Source organism: bacterium, assembly GCA_009926305.1.
GTDB lineage: Bacteria > Bdellovibrionota_C > UBA2361 > UBA2361 > RFPC01 > RFPC01.
On record RFPC01000003.1, the window covers coordinates 49,647 to 70,194 of the forward strand.

Below are 20,548 nucleotides of genomic sequence, written 5' to 3' on the forward strand. Positions count from 1 at the left end.
TCTCTATACAATCCTCTGATAAAGGTCATGAAGGGATCTTATGTACTCCTCATCAGCATGGCTCAACGGTTTTTCTATGCTTGTCCCATGATGAAGAAAGCGAAGAAGTTCATTTTCATGTTCTAGGCAAAATGTTAGTTTTGCATCTGGAGTACCGCCAAGTTGAATCAATTCTTTTTCATTTTTTAGACGGCAGAGAATATCTCGAATCGTATGAATGTGTTTCAAGCGCTCCTGAGAGCAGAGCTGTGAAGTGAGTCTTGATATAGAGCTCGTAAGATCGATGGCAGGAAAGTATCCCCGGTGCGCGAGTTCTTTGTCGAGGACGATATGGCCATCAAGGAGGCTCTTGATTTCCTCACTTAAAACATCCTGGGCTTCTAAAGCCTCAGAGAGAATGGTGTAGATTGCAGTAATACTGCCTGTAGAGGCAGTGCCACTTCGTTCAAGAATTCTGGGGAGTTCTTCGAAAACAGAGGCGGTATACCCCTGTCTTACAGGCAGTTCTCCAGTACTTAAACTGACGTCACGAATTGCTCTTGCAGCCCTAGTTAGTGAATCGATTAAGAGAAGAACATTTTCTCCTCTATCACGATAATGCTCTGCGATTCTTGTAGCACTAATTGCAGCATGCTTTCGTCTAATAGGCTGCTCATCACTTGTGCTCACGATAACGATAGACCTTTTTAGTCCATCTTCACCAAGTGCTTCCTCTAAAAATTCGTTTACTTCTCGCCCCCGCTCCCCAACAAGACTTATAATTATGCGATCGACAGAAGCACCTTTTGCAATCATTCCTAATAAAGTCGACTTTCCTACGCCAGGGCCGGCGAATAGTCCAATCCGTTGACCAAGTCCAATTGGACAGCAGATATCAATAGCACGTATTCCCGTTTTCATCTGCGTTCTGATTAATGGGCGAGATAATGGATTCGGGACTGGAGTTTCTATCTCCATCACGGTCGTGGAATGGCATTTTGACTTGCTGGTTGAATCCAGTGGATGAGCGAGACAGTCATAGACGCGCCCACTCGGCTCGTATGGGAGTGTAAGCAGAGGCAATGAGCCAGTTTTGGTAATGATATCGCCCGGAGAAACTCCCGTGAGAGGTTCAAAAGGAGCAAGGTAGCATTTGCTCTCTGAAAAACCGACTACCTGAGTTGGAATTCGACGTTTCTTCTGAGTATGAATGTAACACAGTTCTCCCAGTTGAATCGCAGTTAATCGCGAGCGGACTATTCCGCCGGAGATCGATTCAATAGAACCAACTTCTTGTGAGGAGCTAGTAACGTGATTTTCTGGAAGCAGGTTAGTGAGATTGATGCTCATGGTGCGTGCTCTTTGCGGAATATTCTAGGAGGATATCTCGTGAGATGCGCTCGAATTGCTCCTCCCAGTCGATTACAAACCGTCTTTTCCCTGCTATGATCTTTGCCTTTCCTTGTTGCATCTCTGGATCAGCTAAAAGCTTGTACTCTGAATTGCCAGATGCAGTAATCAGATTTTGGAGATGCTCGCGGTCGCTTGGATGGAAAGCGATCTGTATATTCGTCTCCTCTTGAGCTTCCTCAAAAGCTGAACGCAATCCCTTTTGTAATAGTCTTTTATCTGAGGTTGCTAACTTCCCAATAAAGCGCTCAGTAATCTGAAGAGCTAGCCCAAGACATTCTTGTTCGAGTTCAGCTCTGATAGAGCTGCGAAAGCGAGATAAGCAGATTCCCAGATTGTTTTTCAAAGCTTGAATGGCATCTTCTTTGATTTGCTTACGTTTGTTTTGAAGTCCGTTTCGTATCTTTTTTGCATTGTTTGCTAGTACTTTTCTTGCAGCTTTATTTTTTGTTTCATGCTCAAGTAGCAAGCTTTCCTGAAGATTTCTGACAGCGATAGGAGAAAACGCCTCCTCAGACGGCTGGTCCCTGAGTCCAGCGATAAATTGCGCCATGCTTACGTCTCCTCACAATTCTTTGCGACTGAGGTATCGACGTAATACAGCAAAAGTTTCCTCTTGCTCCTTACATTTTGATATTTTAGCGATGATAACAAATACTGCGACACTCACTGGGAGGATAATGAGTATATGGAGATAGTTAGGTAGCTTGAATTGATTAAGGAATAAGCAAAGACTGCCTACCAATAGAGCAGCAGGAATAACTCGCAGGCTCTGCAGGATGCTTTCGATAACAGTCCGACGCTCATCTTTTGAGAGCGCTACGAGACTCAGAATGAGGCTTGTAGCAGCTGCAACGGCTGAGGAAATAGCGAGCCCTTCATGCCCAAGATTGAGCGACCATGGCAGAAGACCCTGTAGAGCAGAAATAATATCACTAAGGCGAGAGTCCTTGACGGGCTCTATGGGTCCCATCATTGCTAAAGACACACAGAGAGAGATAGCAAGGACAGCTATTCCAATACATGCAGGTATAATAGCCTGTTTCCTCGCTATGAAGAGTCTACTGATCACTGCATAAAGTGAGAGAGGGGTAAGCCCAAGAGCATACCATCGAAGAGCTTTTGCAGATTCCCATGAATCAGCAGCGGAAAATTTTCCGCGCTCAAAGAGAAGACCGATTACTGGTTCAGCCGTGAGAGAAATACCGATAGAAATTGGCAGAAGAAAGAAAATGGAATATCTGACTGCCTCACTGAGTCGTTGTATAGTCTCTTCTCGAGAACCGTCCGCGTGAGTCCGAGCTAAGTGTGGTAGCAGTACAGAGCTCAGTGCCACAGTAAAGATTCCAATCGGGAGTTGTGCGATGCGATCAGCATAAAATAGCCAAGAGATACTTCCCACCCGCAGAAAGGAGGCAAGTACCGTATTAAGCAAAATTGTGCATTGGTAGACCGCAGCACCCAGTATCGCTGGGATCATAAGCCAGAACATTTTTCCAAGCGCAGCATCCCATCTTGGCCATAAAGGTAGCGGAGGGAATCCAACTTTCTGTGATAGCGGGAAAAGTGCGCCATACTGAATCATCGCGGCGATAAAAACCGACCAAGCAAGAACCCGCCCACGGTCGTTTGGTTCCCAAAATGCGGCAGCTAGTGCTCCGCTAATCAGACAAAGATTGACTAATATCTGCGCTATCGAACCAGCGCCATATTTATGCAGGGTGGTAAGTAGACCATTGATGAGTACTACGATCATTATGCTGGGAAGGTAGGGCAGCATTATTCGCAATAAAGCTGCAGTCTCATGGATGGTAGCGGAATCACGAGCAAAGCCTCCAGCGAAGAGGAGTACCACCTCCTCTGAGAAGATGAACATAATCAAAATGCAAAGCAAAACGATACAGAGCATTGCGCCAATTGCTTTTCTATAAAAGTCGACTGCACCTTTCTGCTCTTTTTGCATTTCCTCAGCAAGCACAGGAATAAATGCTGAGCTTAGGGCACCTTCAGCGAAGAAGGCACGCATGGTATTTGGGATACGGAAAGCAACCAAAAATATATCCGCAGATAATCCAGCTCCGAGGATGCGTGCAAAGAGTAAGTCACGGACAAACCCCAAGACTCTACTCATGGCAGTAAGGCTTCCGACAATCGCGGTGCCACGCGCAAGTGATTTTCCAGATGGGGAAGATTTTTTGGTTGTCATTGGTCTCACTATAGCAATCTCAAATGTGAAGTTACCAATCCCCAAAATGTCATTTCATTGACTGGGGAAGCCGCGACATGGACAATAAAAGCAGTAAAGACGATGGGTTAAGGGATTGCTACCGCTATTTGCGTTCTGAGCGCTTGAGGCTATCCAGTCACTCCTTCCCGAAGCCAGGCTCGCCAAGTAGACTGAACGTGAGATGGAAAGTGATATATATGTCTTTTAGTCGACCCTTGAGAGCTATCATTGCTGCTGGAGTGAGTGCAGGTCTTTCAGCTCTTCTATTTCTTTCCTCCTATAACAATCTCCATCGGATGCAGTTCTCTCAGATGCCTACCGTTTCAATGCGCAGCGGTACCCAAAACTTTCTATTGAAAAATACCGACTCAGATGGATGTGTTGGATGGTTTCGCTATCAGTTGATTCGAGAGGACGGGTTTCAACTTTCATCGGCATTACAGATCAACGCGCAGATTGGAGAAATATTCATCCCTAATCATTTACAAGTGTCTCTGACCTTTAATTCTTTAAAACAACTGGCTGGTGGAATTATAAAAGCTCGTATAGCGAAGAATACCTTTGATGTGCATATTCAGGGAGTTGAGTTAGTGCATCTTGCGGTCTCTGCGATATTGTTGGGAGAGGAATTGACGCGAGATGTATCATTACAAGGGCCAATTGAATTGCGGCAGACTGGCAAAGATAGCTGGGCGCTCTATTTTCGAAACTGGAAAGAGTGGGATAATGTCATTCGTCCTTTGTCAAAGAAGCTTTCTTTACAGCAGGATCCGTCTCTCGTTCAGATTGACTCAATCGGTGAACAAGATGCCGATGCTCTTCGTCAAGAGTGCGAAGAAGTCGGGATAGAGCCAGTTATACTTGATGATTTCCTTGAAAAAATCTTTATGTTCATTCAGAAGGGCAGATTGTGAACTATCCTCGTTGCTTCTTACTCTTTCGACCGAAAAGGTTGAGTATGCAGAATCACTGGGCCTATCGGAGTAAGGAAGTTGCTTCACGGATCAGAATCATCGTCCTACTCCTTGTGATGCTTGTCACGGTGGCAGGAATTTATATCGGTACCTCTTTGGTGTTGCAAAAATTGGAGGAGTATTCATCTCTTGTATATTTATCTCCTGTTCTGCCCCTTTCAGCTATGTTCCTATTTCTCTTCGGCATGTTGTTGCTCTCTGCTACCGTCAGCGCAATCGGGGTTTTCTTCATGTCCAACGACAATGAATTACTTCTTGCTTCGCCCATTTCTCGTTATACGTTTTTTATCTCAAAGTTTCTCACAATACTTGTGAGTACGAGCTGGATGCCAATAGGGTTCATGATTCCTCTTCTTCTTGCGTTCGGCATCCATTACCAGGTGGATCCATGGATGTATGTAACTGCCCCATTCCTTTTGTTGCCATTTTTTGCAATCTCGAGCAGCTTAGCGACTATTCTGGCGCATATTATAACGATCTTGATTCCTCCATCACGATTAAAGTGGCTCATATATTTGGCAGCTATTCTTTTCTTCTTCCTGATCTTCAAGCTTGCTAGGCTTGCAGCCTTGGGAGTTCAGGCAGATGCGGGTTTTGAATATCTTGTCGGTCTTGTTTCTCAACTTACCGTTCCGAGTATGCTCTGGTTGCCTTCCCGATGGATTGCGTTGGGTTTTGGGGACTTCCTGCTCTCTGAACAGCGCTACTTAAAAGATTCGATTATCTTACTTTGGTCTGCTGCTGTTTTTTCATGTAGCGGTGCATTTGTTGTTTTCAGTCTGTTATTCTCCTTCGGTATTCGTGGCAATACAATCCTGAAGCTCAAGAGCTCTTGGCTTTCTCCTGTTGCAGCTCGACTCCTTAAGCCACTCTCATCTGTTTACTCAGCTCAATTTTTGTTGAAAGACTTTCGATTATTATGCCGTGACACCTCACAGATTTTGCAGCTGGTTCTTCTGCTGATTATTTATGCTGTATATCTTTCGCATATTCAGATCTTTGGCATAGCAGATAGTGTTCCATATGGTCAGTTTGAATCTTCGCAGGTATTTTTTTTCATAATGAATGCATCGATAGGTGCGTTCATAACAACTGCTGCTACGGCACGGTTGGTCTTTCCTGCTTTATCATTAGAAGGTCAAGCCTTTTGGATTTTGCAGACAGCACCGATCTCCATGAAGCAGGTGCTTAAAAAAAAGTTCTGGTTGTGGTACCCAATGCTTGGGTCCATTTCATGCTTTACATTTGTCTCAGGAGGTCTAGCGCTCGGGGCTGCGAAAGAGACCATTATCTCAACGTTTTTGGTGAGTTGGATAATGAGTGGCTCGATAATTTCTCTTGGATTGGCGCTGGGTGCATATTTTGCAAAGTTCGATTGGGAGCATAGCGCCGAACTTGTTGCAAGTTTTGGTAGTTTTGTTTTTATGATACTCAGCATTCTTACGATTTTCCTCACGATGGGATTGCTCGGGCTTGCTCTTTTCGGGCGGGATCAGGGTATGATTGGTTATCCGATGAGTGAACATGAGTGGAACGTTTTCGTGGGAACCTGTATCGGATTTTTACTTCTGCTCAATGGGAGTATTATCCGTTTCTCGTTTACATTAGGCGAGAAGTCTTTAATGGCTCGTATGTGATAGGGAACAGAGAAAGTTCCACGATCAGTGTAATAGAAGACCGTGTTGTGCCTTGATTTTAAATGCCTGAAGGCTAGGGTCTTCTGAAAAAGGAAAGGAAATGAGAAAGCTGACGGAACTTTCTGTTGATGAAATAGCGAATTTTCATTCGACCTTAAATCAATTCTCTCTCGGCGGAGAAGTGAAAAGAATGTTTCGACTCTATCAGGGACATTTGCATGAAACGTATGTCAGTGAAGTCCGCGTGGGTGAAAATACGAAGAAATATCTCCATCAAAAGATCAATACCACAGCGTTTGAGAATCCTGAACTCATGTTATCCAACATCCAACGAATTTCTAAAGTGCTTAAAATGCATCCAGAACGAGAGTTTTCTGATTCTCTTACTTTGATTCCGACTGTTGATGATGAGCCCTATCACTCTGATGGAAAGTTGTATTGGAGAACCTACAACTTTGTAGAAGATAGTATTTCCTATGACATCTGCCCCAATGATTCAAAGGGGTATGCTTTGGGGAATGCGACAGGGGAGTTTTTGTATCTTCTCTCTGAGATGCCGTGCTCTGAAATCTATGATTACTCCCCAGATTTTCAGGACACATTCCGTAGATGGAGCGAGTTGCAAGAGGCTCTCAGTCAGGGGGTCCCCGAAAGGCTACAAACATCGAAATGTCTGTATGAGGAGATGCGGTCATTTGAGGAAGACGCACTTCAAATTCATAAGGCAGTCAAGGGGGGCAAACTGCGACAGCAAATTATCCACGGGGATACAAAAACAAATAACTTTCTCTTTCGGGAGAACTCTGACGAGGTGTTGTGTCTTGTTGATATAGATCTCTGTATGCCAGCAACACCACTATATGATATTGGAGATCTCCTGCGCAGTGCCTCGGCAGTCGGTCGTGAAGATGAGAGAGACCTCTCACAGGTTGGGGTTGATAGCGGTATTATGGAGGCGGTGTTACGGGGGTTTTTATCCTCTCGTTTCGAGTTAACAGATGCCGAGAAATCACTCCTCTCATTTGCAGGCTTTACGGTTAGCTTTAATTTGACTGCCCGATTTTTGGCGGATTACTTGCGGGGCGATGTCTACTTTCCAGTGACTCGGCCAAATCATAATCTTGAGCGGGCCCTTGCTCAATGGCGGGTAACAACCTGTCTGCACTCTTTTCGGTATGTTATTGAGGATCTTGTTGCATCCGCCCCACATTGTTGAGTTTTTCATACTCAAAATGCCCTGCTTTGTTGTTCCTAGCCCCAAGGGGTGCTAGCCTTCGGGAGTAAATAGTCGTTTCATTTTCGACCAGGTAGGATAAGGATACTATGTTTGCCCTCCAATTTAAGAATGTTGCTCTAGATGCGCACGCGATTCAGTTGCCGGAATACGAGGTCACGTCAGCTGAAATTGAAGATCGGCTCGCTCCTCTCTATGAACGGCTGAACATCCCATTTGGAACGCTTGAGAAATTAAGCGGAGTGAAGACCAGAAGATTCTGGGATACGTCGGTTCTCCCCAGCCAAGCCGCAATCCCTGCAGTCAGGGAGGTATTAGAATCAATGACAGTGCCGCGGGAGAGTATCGGTGCAATCGTAAACTGTTCTGTAACGAGAGACTTCTTTGAACCTGGCACATCAACCATCATTCATAGAGAGCTGGAGCTGGGTGAGACCGTCCAAGCCTTTGATATTACCAATGCGTGTATCGGCTTTTCGAATGGGATTCAGATGCTTGGGCTCATGATCGAGCAGGGAGCTATTGAAGCCGGAATAGTTGTCTCTGCTGAAAATATTGCGTGTATCATTGAGTCCAGTATTCGTTACCTGCTTGAAAATGAACAACTGTCTCGGGAGGAAGTGATTAAGCTGCTTCCGACATTTACTCTTGGATGTGGAGCTGCAGCGGCAATAGTCACGAGAAGTGATCTTAGTGCTCACCCACACAAGATAGTTGGCTGTACCTCACGGAGCGCCTCCCAGCATAGTAATCTTTGTCAGGGGAATGCTGACTTCCACCTGGCGAGAGAAAACGGTTTAAATCCCATCATGCATACCGAATCTGGAGACTTAATAGTTGAGGCATCTAGACTGGGGAAAAGAATGTGGAGCGACTTCCATCAGACTTTTCACTGGAATCGCGAAGAGATAAATCATATTTTTTGTCATCAGGTGGGCAAGCAAGTAAATAGAGCATTCTACGCTGAGATGGGATTAGATATGGAAAAGGAATTTACCACCTACCAACGCTATGGAAATCTCGTCTCTGCCTCTTTGCCGGCAGCCTTTTTTACTGGAGTAAAAGAAAAGGGAATAAATGCCAAAGAAAAGGTGTTGTTGACGGCGTTCGGTAGCGGATTAAATTCAATTTTTATGGGAATAGAGTGGTAAGTAAGACTTTCCTCCTTCCCTAGCTGTTATGGTTCCCTTTTTGTGTGCAGAGTGTGATGGCTTCATTTCGATTTTAGAGTTGAGGAGCTGTTACTCTTAGTCGTCAGTCGGAGTGCGTACTGGCATCTCCCCAATATGGGGGCAGAGCATGATCGGTTCGAGTATTAATTGTTAGTAAAGTAGTTAAAGAGGCATACCTTGGAGCGGCACGTAACAAATTTTCCACCAGAACTCAGAGGGCTATTTCCGTTTGCATCGAAGTTTCTCACTGTAGCTGGTCACCGTATGCACTATGTGGATGAAGGTGAGGGGCCTGTGATTGTCCTTTTGCATGGTAATCCCACGTGGTCTTTTTACTATCGTGAATTGATAGATTTGTTGCGAGGGAGTTTTAGAGTGATTGCCCCTGATTTCATTGGATTAGGGCTTTCTGATAGGACGCCAGGAACTCGTTATCGGGCTAAAGATCGGATTGATCAGTTGGAGGAGTTCCTTAAGAAGTTAGAGGTCGAACAGTTCTCTCTTGTGATGCATGACTGGGGTGGTTCAATTGGCACAGGGCTAGCCGTTCGCTACCCAGAGCGAGTTCAGCGAATAGTATATCTCAATACTACGTTGACAGAGACTGAAGCCTTACCGCCGTTGATTAAAATCGCGGCAACGCCCTTTATCGGGAAGTTCCTCACTCAGATAACCCGACAGTTTCTTCGCTTTACGACGGTTTTGGGCGTATTTCACAAGTTGCCGAAGAATGTGAGAGCAGGATATTACGCTCCCTATAAATCTGTCGCACATAGGCGAGCTATCTGGGATTTCGTTGATGATATCCCCTTTGATTCAAGACATCCAAGTTACAAGACCATGATGGAGCTGGCAGAGAATATACATCTACTCGCTAATCATGAGGTTCAGATAATATGGGGATTAGCGGATCCATGTTTTCATCGTGAAATGCTTACAAAAGTTGCTCGACATTTTCCGAGCGCAGAGATTATTGAGCTGGCGGAAGCCTCACACCTTGTGCTTGAAGATGCAAGAGAGGTTGCATTGCCGGCAATTAAAGGTTTTCTTGAATTCGGACGTGGTCGTTCCCAGATTCTCGAATCGACAAGTCATGATACAGAGCCAACAGAAGCAGGAAGCGTCCTTCGTGAAAGCTTTCATAGGCACTGTGAGGAGTTGGGTAACAAGCCAGCCGTTATAGAGCCTCTTTTTATAGGGGATCAAGTTCGTTATGGCCAAACCTCATTCCGTGAAATGAGAGATAGAATTTACAAGTATGAACGAGGGTTGACGGAGTTAGGACTCGAGCCCGGAGACAGAGTGCTAATGCTAGTACCGCCAGGAGCTGACTTTTTGGCTCTTACGTATGCCGTTATCGGTAGGGCTGCAATCCCTGTTTTCCTAGACCCTGGAATGGGAAAAGAGAATCTCTTCAAAGCCATTCGTGATATTAACCCCCATGTGCTGATTGGTTCTCCGAGAGCACAGCTTTTACGTCTTAAGCGGCGCGAGATTATGCCGCAGCTGAAGTTTCATGTAACTGCAAGTGATTGGATTTATACAGGTGGACCGAAGCTGAGTTACCTCAAGCGCTTTTCTGCCAAGCCCCTATCAGCACCAAGCCGGAGTTCGGATACTGTTTTTGTCGCATTTACCTCTGGCGCAACAGGTCGACCAAAAGGAGTGATATATACCAATACGATGCTAACTGCTCAGCTGAGAATACTTCGAGAGCACTTTGGAATCGAGCAGGGAAGACGGGACCTTCCCCTTTTACCAGTGTTTTCGTTATTCCATCTTGCCAATGGCGTGTGTAGTGTTTTTCCAAACGTCGATCCCTCTCGGCCTATATCCCTTTCACCAGAGCGAATAGTAAAGATTGTCAACGATCTTGAAGTGAATTACTCGTTTGGCTCACCAACGTTATGGAAAAAGATAGCGGACTACGCTTTGAGAGCGAAACAAGACTTCCCATCACTTGAAAAGATTTTTATGGCTGGTGCGCCTGTCTCTGAAGAAGTTTCAGCCCGTGTATCTGAGCTACTACCACAGGGCAGGGTATACACTCCCTACGGCGCGACTGAGGCTCTTCCCGTAACCTTGGCGCCTGTGTCTGAGCTGCCGAGACCTACGTCGCTTTACGACACTTCAGAGGAGTCTGACCGTACATCGTGTAACACTATTCAATTACATCATCCCGGATTATGCGTCGGTAAGCCTTTAACGGGAGTAGATGTCATAATTGTAGATCGACATCAGATGCGTGACTTAGGGGTTGTACAGCCCCTTCCGCCTCATGTTATCGGAGAGATATTAGTTAGCGGAGAAAATGTAAGTGAGGAATATTTCGAGAATGCCGAGGCGAACTCTTCTTCGAAGTTCGTGTATGATAATAAGCGATGGCATCGGATTGGAGACGTAGGTTGCGTTGATAACGAAGGGTATCTTTTTTACAGTGGTCGCGTTGCGCATCTTGTAGAGACTCCAGATCAGACGTATTACAGTGTTCCAACGGAGATGATTTTCAACACGATGACGAAAGTTCGCCGCAGTGCTCTTGTATCGTTGGGAGCGAGTGAAGAGCCGGGTATTGTGATTGAGCCGAATCCCGAGTTCTGGCCAGAGAGTGATGAGGCTCGAAGGATTTTCTTGTCAGAGCTTGAGGATGTGGCTCAGAGCCATGCACTGACCAAGAAAATTAAATGGTTCTTCTTCCACCCAAACTTTCCCGTAGATGGTCGTCACAATGCAAAGATTTTTCGGGATCAACTCAGTTTATGGGCTCGTCAGTATACTGTGAAGCAAGAAGCGGCATGAGTGAAAAGAAAGAGGATTTTAAGGGAAAAACATTCCTCGTAACTGGAGGAGGTGGATTTCTCGGTAAAGCAATTGTTAAAGCGTTACTCGCTCGTGGTGCTGATGTTCGTAGCTTATCTCGTTCAACCTATGATGAGTTGGCGGACTTAGATGTAGTCCAATTTAATCATGATCTTGGTTCATCTGCCTCGTTGCCGAGTGAAGCTCTTTGTGGAGTGTCGGGTATTTTCCATACAGCGGCTTACGTTAAGATGTGGGGGAAGTATCAAGATTTTAGAGCAACCAATATCGAGGGAACGCGCAAATTAATAGACTCGGCTCAAGAGGCTGGGGTAAAACGACTTGTATTTACGAGCTCACCTAGTGTAATTGCACGAGGTGCTTCTCTTTGCGGAGTAAATGAAAGCATCGCGTATCCAGATCATTACGAAGCATTTTATCCAGAGACGAAGGCTGAGGCTGAACGACTCGTTCTTGAATCTGATCAAGATAAACTTATGACGTGCTCTCTTCGTCCTCATTTAATCTTTGGACCGGGAGATACAAGCCTTACAAAGATGGTCGTGGCGAAAGGAAGAAGCGGTAGCCTCCGTCGAATTGGTAGTGGGAACAACCTGGTAGATTTCTCCTACATTGAAGATTGTACTGAAGCGCATCTTCTTGCTATGACAGCTCTAGAGGAGAATCCGGCAAGCAGAGGGAGATCCTTTTTTATCAGTCAGGGAGATCCATATCCGCTATGGAAGTGGATTGATCAAGTCTTAGAATATCACGACGTAAAAAGAGTCTCTCGTTCGGTCCCGTATCAACTTGCTCGTCGTTTGGCGGTATTCATGGAGTTTCTCAGCAAGACATTTCCAGTCTTAGGAGAGCCACGCCTAACACGTTTTCTTGTTGATGAGATGTATACAGACCACTACTTTGATATAACAGCAGCTCAAGAGATTCTTGGATACAAACCAAGGTATACCGTTGATGAAGCTCTTATAAAGACCTTTGAGCAATCGAAAGACAAACAGAGCTATTCAAATATCACCTCGGAGTTTATCAATACTCCGGTCGTATAGAGCCTTATGCTATATGTGGAGCGGTTCATTGCTCAGGAGCTAGAAGTTAAGCCCACCTTGCAGGCTATCCCAAGCAAATACCTTTCCGGTTCCTTTGGGGTGAAAGGCACTGCCAGTAAACCCTGTGTCACCGGCAAGGATTTCGATGTTGACTCCTTGTGAGAGACTAGAGACGCCAGGAAGGTTAGCGCAGGTTTCGTTTGAGCATGAAAGATACTGCTCTTCATCGAGAAAATATACTTCTTCGGCTATAGCGACGTTTCTAAGGTCACTCATCGCCCGCAAATCAAAACCCCGCGCCCGATAGTCGTTAAACTGAGGCACTGCAATAGCACTGAGAATTGCAACGATTGTCATGGTGATCATAAGCTCTAGCAGCGTAAAACCGGAAGTTCTAGAATTCATAGGATATGCCTTAGAAAATGAATGATTCTTTCTTTATTCGGCAGTAGGGGCAGTTGTGTTGCCTAATTCCTTAAATTGATAGCCATTCTGAGTTGCAGGCTGTCGCCTTATCTCCTTCAGTTGACGCTTTACATTTATAGTTTCTGCGCCGCTTTTCCTTGGAGTCACAGCATCGAAGGAAATATTTATTGGTATTAGCCATTGTTGATATGTTTTATCTCATGGATACATATTATGTTGTTATCTTGAAGTCGTTATACGGTAGCTATTGGAGGCTGGAAGAGCTCATAATAACTGCCTCGCATTGATATATATTCACTATGGTCCTCGTTCTTTTCGTGATGAAAGATCGAAATGGAAAAGATAGCTGAGCTGGGGGAGGGAAGAAATGACTGATATGATCGAGCCAATGGATGCCTATGAAATAATGAAGAATGATACGAGTTGTCAGATTATTGATGTTCGAGAACCAGCTGAATTCCGGAGTTGCCATATTATAGGTGCTCGTAATATTCCACTGAGTAAACTTGAAAGTGGAGACGAAGTTCTTGCAGGAGAAGGAAAACTCCTAATTTGTTGTCAACGAGGAATGCGAGCTGAACGAGCGTGTCAGATAGTTCGTGGAACAGCTGCTGAGACTGAAATGAGTGTCATAAGAGGCGGCCTGAACGAGTGGAAACAGAATGGCCTTCCTGTAGAAGAGGATTCCTCCGCGCCTATCGCTATGGAACGACAGGTGCAAATTGTTGCAGGTTCTTTAGTTGTCTTGGGTATTCTTCTTGGGGTTTTTGTCAATCAGTGGTTTCTCGCTCTTTCTGCATTTGTGGGATGTGGATTGGTTTTTGCTGGCGTAACAAACACGTGCGGAATGGCTATGCTCTTAAGGCGACTGCCTTATAACCATTAACGTATGATAAGGGTCGCTTTCGCTCCCATCCTATACAGTCCGGCTCGGCAGTATTGAGTTTCAAGGACTGTGCATCATTAAATGTAGAATGCTCTTAAAGGTCTGGTGCACTGAGGGGTATCCAGCCCTCATCTTTGGCGTTATGAGCCATAATGGAGCTACTTTCAATGTCGTATATCCAGCCATGAAGGCAGAGCTCTTTACTTTCAATGCGCCCGCTAATGAAGTCGTATTGATTCAGGTGGTTGAGCTGATTGATTACATTTTGCCGGATGTGAGCTTCAAGACTGCCATCCTCATCAATATCAAAGTCTGATGAAGATTGGACAATCCAATCATGAAGATGAGGAAGAGACTCTAATTTCTCAGGATTCAGCATCCCTTTCACTGCACCGCAATCAGAGTGTCCACAAACAATAATATGTTTAACACCGAGAACACTCACGGCAAATTCTATGGTGCCAATATCCCCGAGGTTGGCGTTGCTGCAACAGGGAACGATATTTCCCGCATTACGGATAGTGAAGACTTCACCTGGCTTGTGCTGCAGGAATAGCTCAGGACTCACTCTTGAATCGGAACAGGTAATCAATAAAATCTCAGGCGCTTGCCCTTTCGCTAGTTCAACAAATTCTTCTTTCAGTTTTGGGTGCTCGTTTTCCAAGAAAGCGTGATGTCCTTTTACCAATTTTTTCATTGAATCCATCTGTTATATTCCTTTTTCAATAACGGTTCTTAACACATATTATGCCGTGTGAAGCTCTATACTTGAATTTTGTCTATCCACTTCGCTGTTTAGGCTTTTGCGGGAAATTGGTTTCGACGAATTGGCATAGTGATGCAGTTGATCCCACTCGAGATAAACTTTGCCCCCGGACTTCTCGTGTTGGTCTCCCCACTGCGTGAGTAGCTCCAAGCATGCGTGATCGATATAAGCGAGGTGGTGAAGGTGAACATGTAGTATCGCATCTGAAGGGATTTTTTCGAGAGTCTTTGCTAACGATGGGATACTGAGAAATGTTGCTGCTCCAACGAGTTCTAGGTTCAGTTCACTTCCCCCCTCTTCTGAAGTAAATACCTCAGCCTCAAGATGGGTCAGGCGGTAGAGAAGTTGGAACAGAGTAGCAGAGAAACCGATGACTATACCCGTCAGGAGGTCGAAGGTGACAATTGATGCCACGGTCAAAACGAAAATCAAGACCTCCTCGCGCCCTTTTTCTCTCAGCTCTTCAATAATTGCGATGTTAATCAGCTTCCATCCAATTACTACAAGGAGAGCAGCGAGGCTGGAGGTTGGTATAAAATTGAGGAGATTTGGAAGAAGCAATATGAAAGCGAGCAACCAGACACCGTGTAGGGTTGCTGACCATCTCGTCTTTGCACCCGCCCGTACGTTGGCAGAGCTTCTGACAATAACTCCCGTCATCGGAAGTGCTCCAAGGATCCCGCATAAGGTGTTCCCTATTCCCTGTGCGAGGAGTTCTCGATTATAGTCTGTGCGTACACCAGAATGAAGTTTATCAACGGCGGCAGCACAAAGCAGGGTCTCGGCACTGGCAACAATTGCGATGCTAATTGCAAGAACCAGTAAACCGGGAGTCAGCAGTAATTCTAATGCTTGTTCTGTTGGAAGGATCTCTACACTTCCAAGGAGGGAGTCTGGAATTTCTACGAACTTAACGCGGAGTGATGCTACTGATGCTAAGAGAGAGCCTCCGAAAACACCAATTAAGGCTCCTGGCACAAATTCAAAAGGTGGCTTTTTGATGCGGTCCCAGCCGGCTACAAGAAGAATGGTTACTATTCCGACCAGTGCCGCATCTGAAACTCCCCCTGTGCTAGGCCAGACGACTTTCCAAAAGGCCTCTGGAATGCCACTCAAATTATCAAGACCGCTTGCCCGAGGAGTAGCATCGAGCATGACATGAAATTGCGAACCAAAAATAAGAACTCCGATGCCAGACAGCATTCCATAGATAACGGTTGGGGACACCGCCCGAAAGATTTGCCCGCCGCCAAGCAGTCCAGCACCAAACTGAAGTAGACCCGCCAACGCAACAGCAATTCCCAGTCCGAAAACTCCGAACTGTTCTACTACTTGCCAAACGATCACCACCAATCCCGCAGCTGGTCCGCTGACTTGCAATGGGCTTCCGGCAATCGGTCCAAGGATGATACCACCAATAATGCCAGTGATGAGACCCTTCTCTGGTGAGAGTCCAGAAGCGATGGCTATTCCCATGCAGAGCGGTAAAGCGACAAGGAAGACGACGAAAGACGCCATGATTTCATTGATTGAAGAGATTTTATTGGGGGAAGATTTTTGCATGTATCTCAGTCTCCTGTTTCCGAATCATTCCGCATAAAGGACGTGTTGACGCCCGTAATCCTAACACAAATAATAATATGCATATATGCGAATATATGCAAATGAATTAAGAAAAAATAGGCAACATATTGTAATACCTATCTTATTTCTCTTTATTCGTCGTTTTTACCCCATACTTTAAGAGCCTGTTCTACCGCTTTATCAAAAGTTGGTGAACCAATTACTCCAAGTTCCGTAAATCGCAATCCCTCTAAAATCCAATTTGCAACGTTTGGTTCCACGAGGCTGTAAAAGTGGTGTTTTCCTTCTCTGCGCTCGTGAACAATTCGGAGGCTTCTAAACAACGCGAGATGCTGCGATACGCGAGAGGATGAAATTTCTAACGTCTCAGAAAGCCCCTGAACATCACATTCCGCACGACCAAGTTCTTCAACCATCCGAATTCTATCAGGATGAGAAAATGCATTAAACAACTTAGCGAGCTCTTGGGCTACTACCTTACGGTCTCCCATACACCAATCCCATACGATTATCTTCCCCTCCACTATAGAAACTCAGTAGAACTTATGAAAACCTTAAAAGTACTTTTCTCGCAAATTAACTCACAAATCAGAGATTGAGCTATTTGAAGCTGGACTTTGTAAGGGGAAGTTGATATCACCTCCCAGACTCTGGGGAGGCGTTATTGCCTGAGAATCCAATGCTCTATTGGTAAACCCGTAGAACCTGATTCGGCTAGTACCGACGTAGGGAGGCAAGATGTCGCAGTGTAATTCAAAGATCTGTAAGTCAAAAGCAGCGCAAGAATTTCTAATCCGAGAGACTACGCCCTGTATCGACGGTTCTTCTCACGGATTTCGAAGCAGCCAGTTCGGAACGCTCGATAGAACCCGATTGCTTGCCGTGGGATCTTTCAAGAAGACGCTATCGCTCAGAACGTATCATCATTTTGCGTTCCTTTCCGCCTATTTTGTCTGCCTTGCCGTCGTTTTATTCGCAGCTGAAGTCTACGCTGCAGACCAAGGCAGTAAATCTCAAAGCAGTGAATCTTCGGAGCAGAGGGATAATAGCCCTTCGGTTTCAGGTTTAGAATCACTCAATGCGATAACTGAGCGAGCGATAATCGTTAAGGGGACCCCGCTGAGTGAATCACTCCAAACCTACTCTGGGAGTGTTAGTTTGATTCAAGCAGATCGGCTCCAAGAGACTGGCATTGATTTTCTTCAAAACCAGATTCTTGACCTTCCTAATGTAAATTTTGCAGGAGGGAGCTCGCGACCTCGGTTTTTTCAGATACGAGGAGTTGGTGACCTAGAGCAGTATGAAGGTTTTCCGAATTCCTCTGTTGCGGTAATTGTCGATGATATTGATTTGTCAGGGGTAGGAGCTGCTCTGACTCTTTTTGATATTGAGCAGCTTGAGGTTCATAGAGGCCCACAGCCCACACGATTTGGCTCTAGTGCTATGGCTGGTGCGATCAGTGTAACAAGTCAAGAATCAACAGACAAACTCAATGGCACAACAGTGCTCTCTAGTGGTAGTGATCAGCTCATCTCGTTTGGATCGGCTTTGAGTGGAGCAATTACGCCTGGGGTCTCAACCCGAATAGCGGTGTTTGGTCATCAACAAAACGGGTTCCGCCATAATGAATTTTTGTCATCAGATAGTACGAATGAACGACAAGAGTTTACAGGACGAGCAAAATTACAAATCTCCCCGTCTGATAATGCATCCTTTACGCTGCAGGTATTGAATGTTGATTTACAGAACGGATATGACGCCTTTTCGATTTTCAATGGATTCGAGACGCAATCCGATCGACCGGGGCGTGATGAAGAAACGCTACAACTTATGTCATTGAAGGGAGAGTTGAACCTGAATTCTACCCTTAATCTTGAATTGAACACGAGTTACTACCGTTCTGCCCAAGAGTATTCATTTGATGGAGATTGGGGAAGCAATACATTTTGGGCACCCTTTGATCCTTATGACTACTTTTCAGATACAGATAGGAATCGAGATGCTGCTGCTCAGCTTATTCGTCTTCGAGGAGAACAGTTTTTGGGAGGAGAGGCACTTCGATACGTGCTAGGGCTCTACTGGCACCATCTCTCTGAGAGGACAACTACTTCAGAATTTGCTGATAATCAGCAGTATGACTACCTCAGGTCCCGTTATGCTGCTGATACATATGCAACTTTTGCTGCTATCGAGTATCCGCTTTCCGACGTCCTTCTCCTCAATTCTGGGGTGCGGTTTGAGCGCCGTGACTCTGATTTTATTGATTCGAGGGGAGCCACTTTTACGCCTGACGATGTGATGTGGGGAGGAGATATATCACTTCGGTATACAGCGAATGAGGACTTAGTCCCTTTCATTCGAGTTGCACGAGGATTTCGAGGCGGAGGATTTAATGCAAGTCCGAGCTTGCCGAGCAATTCGATTGAATTCAAACCAGAATCGCTTATAAATTTTGAAATGGGAGCTCGTTTCAGCTTGTTTGACGATCGTTTTACGGGAGTAGTTTCTTCATTCGTCAACTATCGAGATGACCAGCAATTAAAGCTTGCCTTACAGGTTGATCCAAGCGATCCCCTGTCTTTTAGCTATGTGACTGATAACGCTGCTAAGGGCTATAGCTATGGGGCGGAGCTTGAATCAGCTTTTCGAATTACAGATAGCCTCTCTCTACAAACCCAAATCGCCTTGCTAGATACTCGCGCAGAAGTCAATGAGGGTGTATTAAATAGCCTTGATGGACGACAGCAGTCGCATGCACCCTCGTGGCAATATGCAGCTCAGGTAGAGAAGTTTTTACGAGACACTCTTTCGGTTCAGGTTGGAATTGCTGGGCGAGATTCCTTCTATTTTGATGATAGCCATGATGCTCAATCAAAGCCATATCACCTGCTTCACGCTTCACTCTTTTATTTTTCAGATCGATGGCGACTTCAGTTCTGGGGCAGAAATCTCACAGATGAGCATTATGCGGTGCGTGGATTTTTCTTTGGAAATGAGCCACCAGATTTCCCCAATAAAAAATATGTCCAGTTAGGTGATCCGAGAAGTTTTGGATTCACTTGGACGTACTTCTTAAGCTAATGAATACTAGTTCTCTGATAGAGTTCGTTGCAGTCATCACAGCACTTTTTTATGTATTGCTGGCTATGCAAGAGCGACCATGGTGTTGGTTCTTCGCGATAGTAAGCAGTGTGTGTTATATCTTCGTTTTTATGGCCGCTGAGTTGTTTACCGAGGCGATGCTTCAATTTTTCTTTATCGGAATATCGATACAGGGATTCTTCTTATGGCAAGGAGGGCAGAAGCAACAGGCTCCGTCTATTCACTTTGGATCGAGAATCAGGAACATACAAGGAGTTCTGCTATGTCTAGTATTGACGGTCTCTTTGGGAGAGTTTACACGGCGGTATACCGGCGCATCGCTGGCGTATCCAGATGCAGCAATTACAATTTTTAGTATTTATGCCACTTTCCTGGCAAAGGATAAGCGAATTGAGAACTGGCTGTATTGGGTTATTATTGATAGCGGAGCTGTTGTTCTCTACGGGGTTAAGGAATTATATCTTACCGCAGTGCTCTTTGGTTTGTATGTGTTTTTGGCCCTTTTGGGATTCTATCAATGGAAAAAAAAGTTAACGATATAACCCGTCGGCACTCCGCACTGCTGGTGTTAAATGGAGAATTCCCAGATAGTGCGCTATTCGACGCGCTTCTTGAGCATCATTCTCTCATTATCTGCGCAGACGGAGCTGCGAATATCCTATTGAATATGGGATTTTGGCCAGAAGTCATTATTGGAGACCTTGACTCAGTCGAAATTCCTGCTGGCAAAGAGATAGCTCGTGGGACAATAGTCATAGAGAATGGCGATCAGTATAGTACTGATTTTGAAAAAGCACTTTTATATCTCTCTGACAAAGGTTTTAAGGAAATTTCTATTGTAGGCCTGAAAGGGGGGCGATTCGATCACCAAATTACAAACCTAAGTATTCTTTGTCAGTTCAGTTCTGAGTTTAACTTTAGGCTCTTCGATAATGATGGTATCGGTTATGTGCTGACTGATAGCAAGAGCTCTATGACGACTAACATGCCAGCGAATACAGTGATTTCTCTTCTTCCACTGACAAAAGTAACTGGTATTCAGACGAGACGACTAAAATATCCACTCGATAACGAAGCGCTACAGTTCGGAGATAGGAATGGACAGAGTAATGCTAGTCTTGGTGGGGAAATCTCTATTTCACTCAAAAGTGGAAGTTTGATTTGTTATATTCTGATGCCCTCCTGGTGGACTCAACGAGAGATGTATTCAAAGCTCATAAATTGTTACTGAAGCTTTGGGAACGAAAAGAGCATACTTCCCGTCTTCCCCGTCGCCTGTCATTAT

General features: G+C 45.1%; 17 protein-coding genes and 1 riboswitch. Of the genes, 10 read left to right on the forward strand and 7 right to left on the reverse strand.

Annotation, left to right across the window (positions count from 1 at the left end):
• Positions 1-3: 3 nt before the first annotated feature.
• Genes EBR25_01135 through murJ form a run of 3 tightly spaced genes read right to left on the reverse strand, consistent with a single transcriptional unit; the run spans position 4 to position 3,595 of the window.
• A complete protein-coding gene (locus tag EBR25_01135; protein NBW39585.1) occupies positions 4-1,329 on the reverse strand; it encodes a FliI/YscN family ATPase in 1,326 nt (441 codons plus the stop codon).
• Positions 1,310-1,942 (reverse strand): hypothetical protein, encoded by a 633-nt coding sequence (locus EBR25_01140; protein NBW39586.1) that lies wholly within the window; start codon positions 1,940-1,942, stop codon positions 1,310-1,312. The genes EBR25_01135 and EBR25_01140 overlap by 20 nt, the downstream gene beginning before the upstream one ends.
• A 12-nt stretch (positions 1,943-1,954) precedes the next feature.
• A complete protein-coding gene (gene murJ / locus EBR25_01145; GenBank protein NBW39587.1) occupies positions 1,955-3,595 on the reverse strand; it encodes a murein biosynthesis integral membrane protein MurJ in 1,641 nt (546 codons plus the stop codon).
• Between the two features lie 218 nt (positions 3,596-3,813).
• On the opposite strand from murJ, the gene EBR25_01150 reads away from it, so the two are divergent.
• The 6 genes from EBR25_01150 (at position 3,814) to EBR25_01175 (ending at position 12,499) form a co-directional block, all read left to right on the forward strand.
• Entirely contained in the window at positions 3,814-4,530 is a 717-nt protein-coding gene (locus EBR25_01150; GenBank protein ID NBW39588.1) for a hypothetical protein, read from the forward strand.
• A 44-nt stretch (positions 4,531-4,574) separates the two neighbouring features.
• Complete coding sequence (locus EBR25_01155; GenBank protein NBW39589.1) at positions 4,575-6,227, forward strand: hypothetical protein; 1,653 nt, start codon at positions 4,575-4,577, stop codon at positions 6,225-6,227.
• A 100-nt stretch (positions 6,228-6,327) separates the two neighbouring features.
• Positions 6,328-7,443, forward strand: coding sequence for an aminoglycoside phosphotransferase family protein (locus tag EBR25_01160; GenBank protein ID NBW39590.1), 1,116 nt, complete (start codon positions 6,328-6,330; stop codon positions 7,441-7,443).
• Positions 7,444-7,550: 107 nt separating this feature from the next.
• A complete protein-coding gene (locus EBR25_01165) occupies positions 7,551-8,612 on the forward strand; it encodes a 3-oxoacyl-ACP synthase III (protein ID NBW39591.1) in 1,062 nt (353 codons plus the stop codon).
• Between the two features lie 198 nt (positions 8,613-8,810).
• The gene (locus tag EBR25_01170; protein NBW39592.1) at positions 8,811-11,432 is read left to right on the forward strand and encodes an alpha/beta fold hydrolase; all 2,622 of its coding nucleotides are present in this window, start codon (positions 8,811-8,813) and stop codon (positions 11,430-11,432) included.
• Positions 11,318-12,499 (forward strand): NAD-dependent epimerase/dehydratase family protein, encoded by a 1,182-nt coding sequence (locus EBR25_01175; protein ID NBW39593.1) that lies wholly within the window; start codon positions 11,318-11,320, stop codon positions 12,497-12,499. Before EBR25_01170 ends, EBR25_01175 begins: the two co-directional genes overlap by 115 nt.
• Positions 12,500-12,538: 39 nt before the next feature.
• Here EBR25_01175 and EBR25_01180 read toward each other — a convergent pair whose 3' ends face one another.
• A complete protein-coding gene (locus EBR25_01180) occupies positions 12,539-12,904 on the reverse strand; it encodes a prepilin-type N-terminal cleavage/methylation domain-containing protein (GenBank protein ID NBW39594.1) in 366 nt (121 codons plus the stop codon).
• A gap of 388 nt (positions 12,905-13,292) precedes the next feature.
• Here EBR25_01180 and EBR25_01185 point away from each other — a divergent pair, with 388 nt between their 5' ends.
• A complete protein-coding gene (locus EBR25_01185; protein ID NBW39595.1) occupies positions 13,293-13,811 on the forward strand; it encodes a DUF2892 domain-containing protein in 519 nt (172 codons plus the stop codon).
• A 94-nt stretch (positions 13,812-13,905) separates the two neighbouring features.
• Here the strand turns inward: EBR25_01185 and EBR25_01190 are convergent, their stop codons facing one another.
• The 3 genes from EBR25_01190 to EBR25_01200 form a co-directional block, all read right to left on the reverse strand.
• Positions 13,906-14,517: a carbonic anhydrase gene (locus tag EBR25_01190; GenBank protein NBW39596.1), complete on the reverse strand. Its 612-nt coding sequence runs from the start codon at positions 14,515-14,517 to the stop codon at positions 13,906-13,908.
• A gap of 39 nt (positions 14,518-14,556) precedes the next feature.
• On the reverse strand, positions 14,557-16,140 hold the full coding sequence (locus EBR25_01195; protein ID NBW39597.1) for a SulP family inorganic anion transporter: 1,584 nt from the start codon (positions 16,138-16,140) through the stop codon (positions 14,557-14,559).
• Between the two features lie 152 nt (positions 16,141-16,292).
• A complete protein-coding gene (locus EBR25_01200; protein NBW39598.1) occupies positions 16,293-16,652 on the reverse strand; it encodes a transcriptional regulator in 360 nt (119 codons plus the stop codon).
• 150 nt (positions 16,653-16,802) lie between these two features.
• Positions 16,803-16,908, forward strand: a riboswitch (TPP riboswitch).
• Here EBR25_01200 and EBR25_01205 point away from each other — a divergent pair.
• The 3 genes from EBR25_01205 to EBR25_01215 all read left to right on the forward strand — a co-directional run bounded on the left by EBR25_01205 (position 16,900) and on the right by EBR25_01215 (position 20,494).
• Complete coding sequence (locus EBR25_01205; protein NBW39599.1) at positions 16,900-19,242, forward strand: hypothetical protein; 2,343 nt, start codon at positions 16,900-16,902, stop codon at positions 19,240-19,242. It overlaps the preceding riboswitch by 9 nt.
• A complete protein-coding gene (locus EBR25_01210; protein ID NBW39600.1) occupies positions 19,242-19,805 on the forward strand; it encodes a nicotinamide riboside transporter PnuC in 564 nt (187 codons plus the stop codon). The genes EBR25_01205 and EBR25_01210 overlap by 1 nt, the downstream gene beginning before the upstream one ends.
• Positions 19,781-20,494, forward strand: a complete 714-nt coding sequence (locus tag EBR25_01215) for a thiamine diphosphokinase (protein NBW39601.1) — start codon at positions 19,781-19,783, stop codon at positions 20,492-20,494. The genes EBR25_01210 and EBR25_01215 overlap by 25 nt, the downstream gene beginning before the upstream one ends.
• Positions 20,495-20,548: the final 54 nt, after the last annotated feature.

What these genes read in the sequence shown, in the direction of transcription:
- EBR25_01135 (NBW39585.1), bottom strand. Translation starts at nt 1,329, where the DNA reads ATGAGCATCAATCTCACTAACCTGCTTCCAGAAAATCACGTTACTAGC.
- EBR25_01140 (NBW39586.1), bottom strand. Translation starts at nt 1,942, where the DNA reads ATGGCGCAATTTATCGCTGGACTCAGGGACCAGCCGTCTGAGGAGGCG.
- murJ (NBW39587.1), bottom strand. Translation starts at nt 3,595, where the DNA reads ATGACAACCAAAAAATCTTCCCCATCTGGAAAATCACTTGCGCGTGGC.
- EBR25_01150 (NBW39588.1), top strand. Translation starts at nt 3,814, where the DNA reads ATGTCTTTTAGTCGACCCTTGAGAGCTATCATTGCTGCTGGAGTGAGT.
- EBR25_01155 (NBW39589.1), top strand. Translation starts at nt 4,575, where the DNA reads ATGCAGAATCACTGGGCCTATCGGAGTAAGGAAGTTGCTTCACGGATC.
- EBR25_01160 (NBW39590.1), top strand. Translation starts at nt 6,328, where the DNA reads ATGAGAAAGCTGACGGAACTTTCTGTTGATGAAATAGCGAATTTTCAT.
- EBR25_01165 (NBW39591.1), top strand. Translation starts at nt 7,551, where the DNA reads ATGTTTGCCCTCCAATTTAAGAATGTTGCTCTAGATGCGCACGCGATT.
- EBR25_01175 (NBW39593.1), top strand. Translation starts at nt 11,318, where the DNA reads ATGGTTCTTCTTCCACCCAAACTTTCCCGTAGATGGTCGTCACAATGC.
- EBR25_01180 (NBW39594.1), bottom strand. Translation starts at nt 12,904, where the DNA reads ATGAATTCTAGAACTTCCGGTTTTACGCTGCTAGAGCTTATGATCACC.
- EBR25_01185 (NBW39595.1), top strand. Translation starts at nt 13,293, where the DNA reads ATGACTGATATGATCGAGCCAATGGATGCCTATGAAATAATGAAGAAT.
- EBR25_01190 (NBW39596.1), bottom strand. Translation starts at nt 14,517, where the DNA reads ATGGATTCAATGAAAAAATTGGTAAAAGGACATCACGCTTTCTTGGAA.
- EBR25_01195 (NBW39597.1), bottom strand. Translation starts at nt 16,140, where the DNA reads ATGCAAAAATCTTCCCCCAATAAAATCTCTTCAATCAATGAAATCATG.
- EBR25_01200 (NBW39598.1), bottom strand. Translation starts at nt 16,652, where the DNA reads ATGGGAGACCGTAAGGTAGTAGCCCAAGAGCTCGCTAAGTTGTTTAAT.
- EBR25_01205 (NBW39599.1), top strand. Translation starts at nt 16,900, where the DNA reads ATGTCGCAGTGTAATTCAAAGATCTGTAAGTCAAAAGCAGCGCAAGAA.
- EBR25_01210 (NBW39600.1), top strand. Translation starts at nt 19,242, where the DNA reads ATGAATACTAGTTCTCTGATAGAGTTCGTTGCAGTCATCACAGCACTT.
- EBR25_01215 (NBW39601.1), top strand. Translation starts at nt 19,781, where the DNA reads ATGGAAAAAAAAGTTAACGATATAACCCGTCGGCACTCCGCACTGCTG.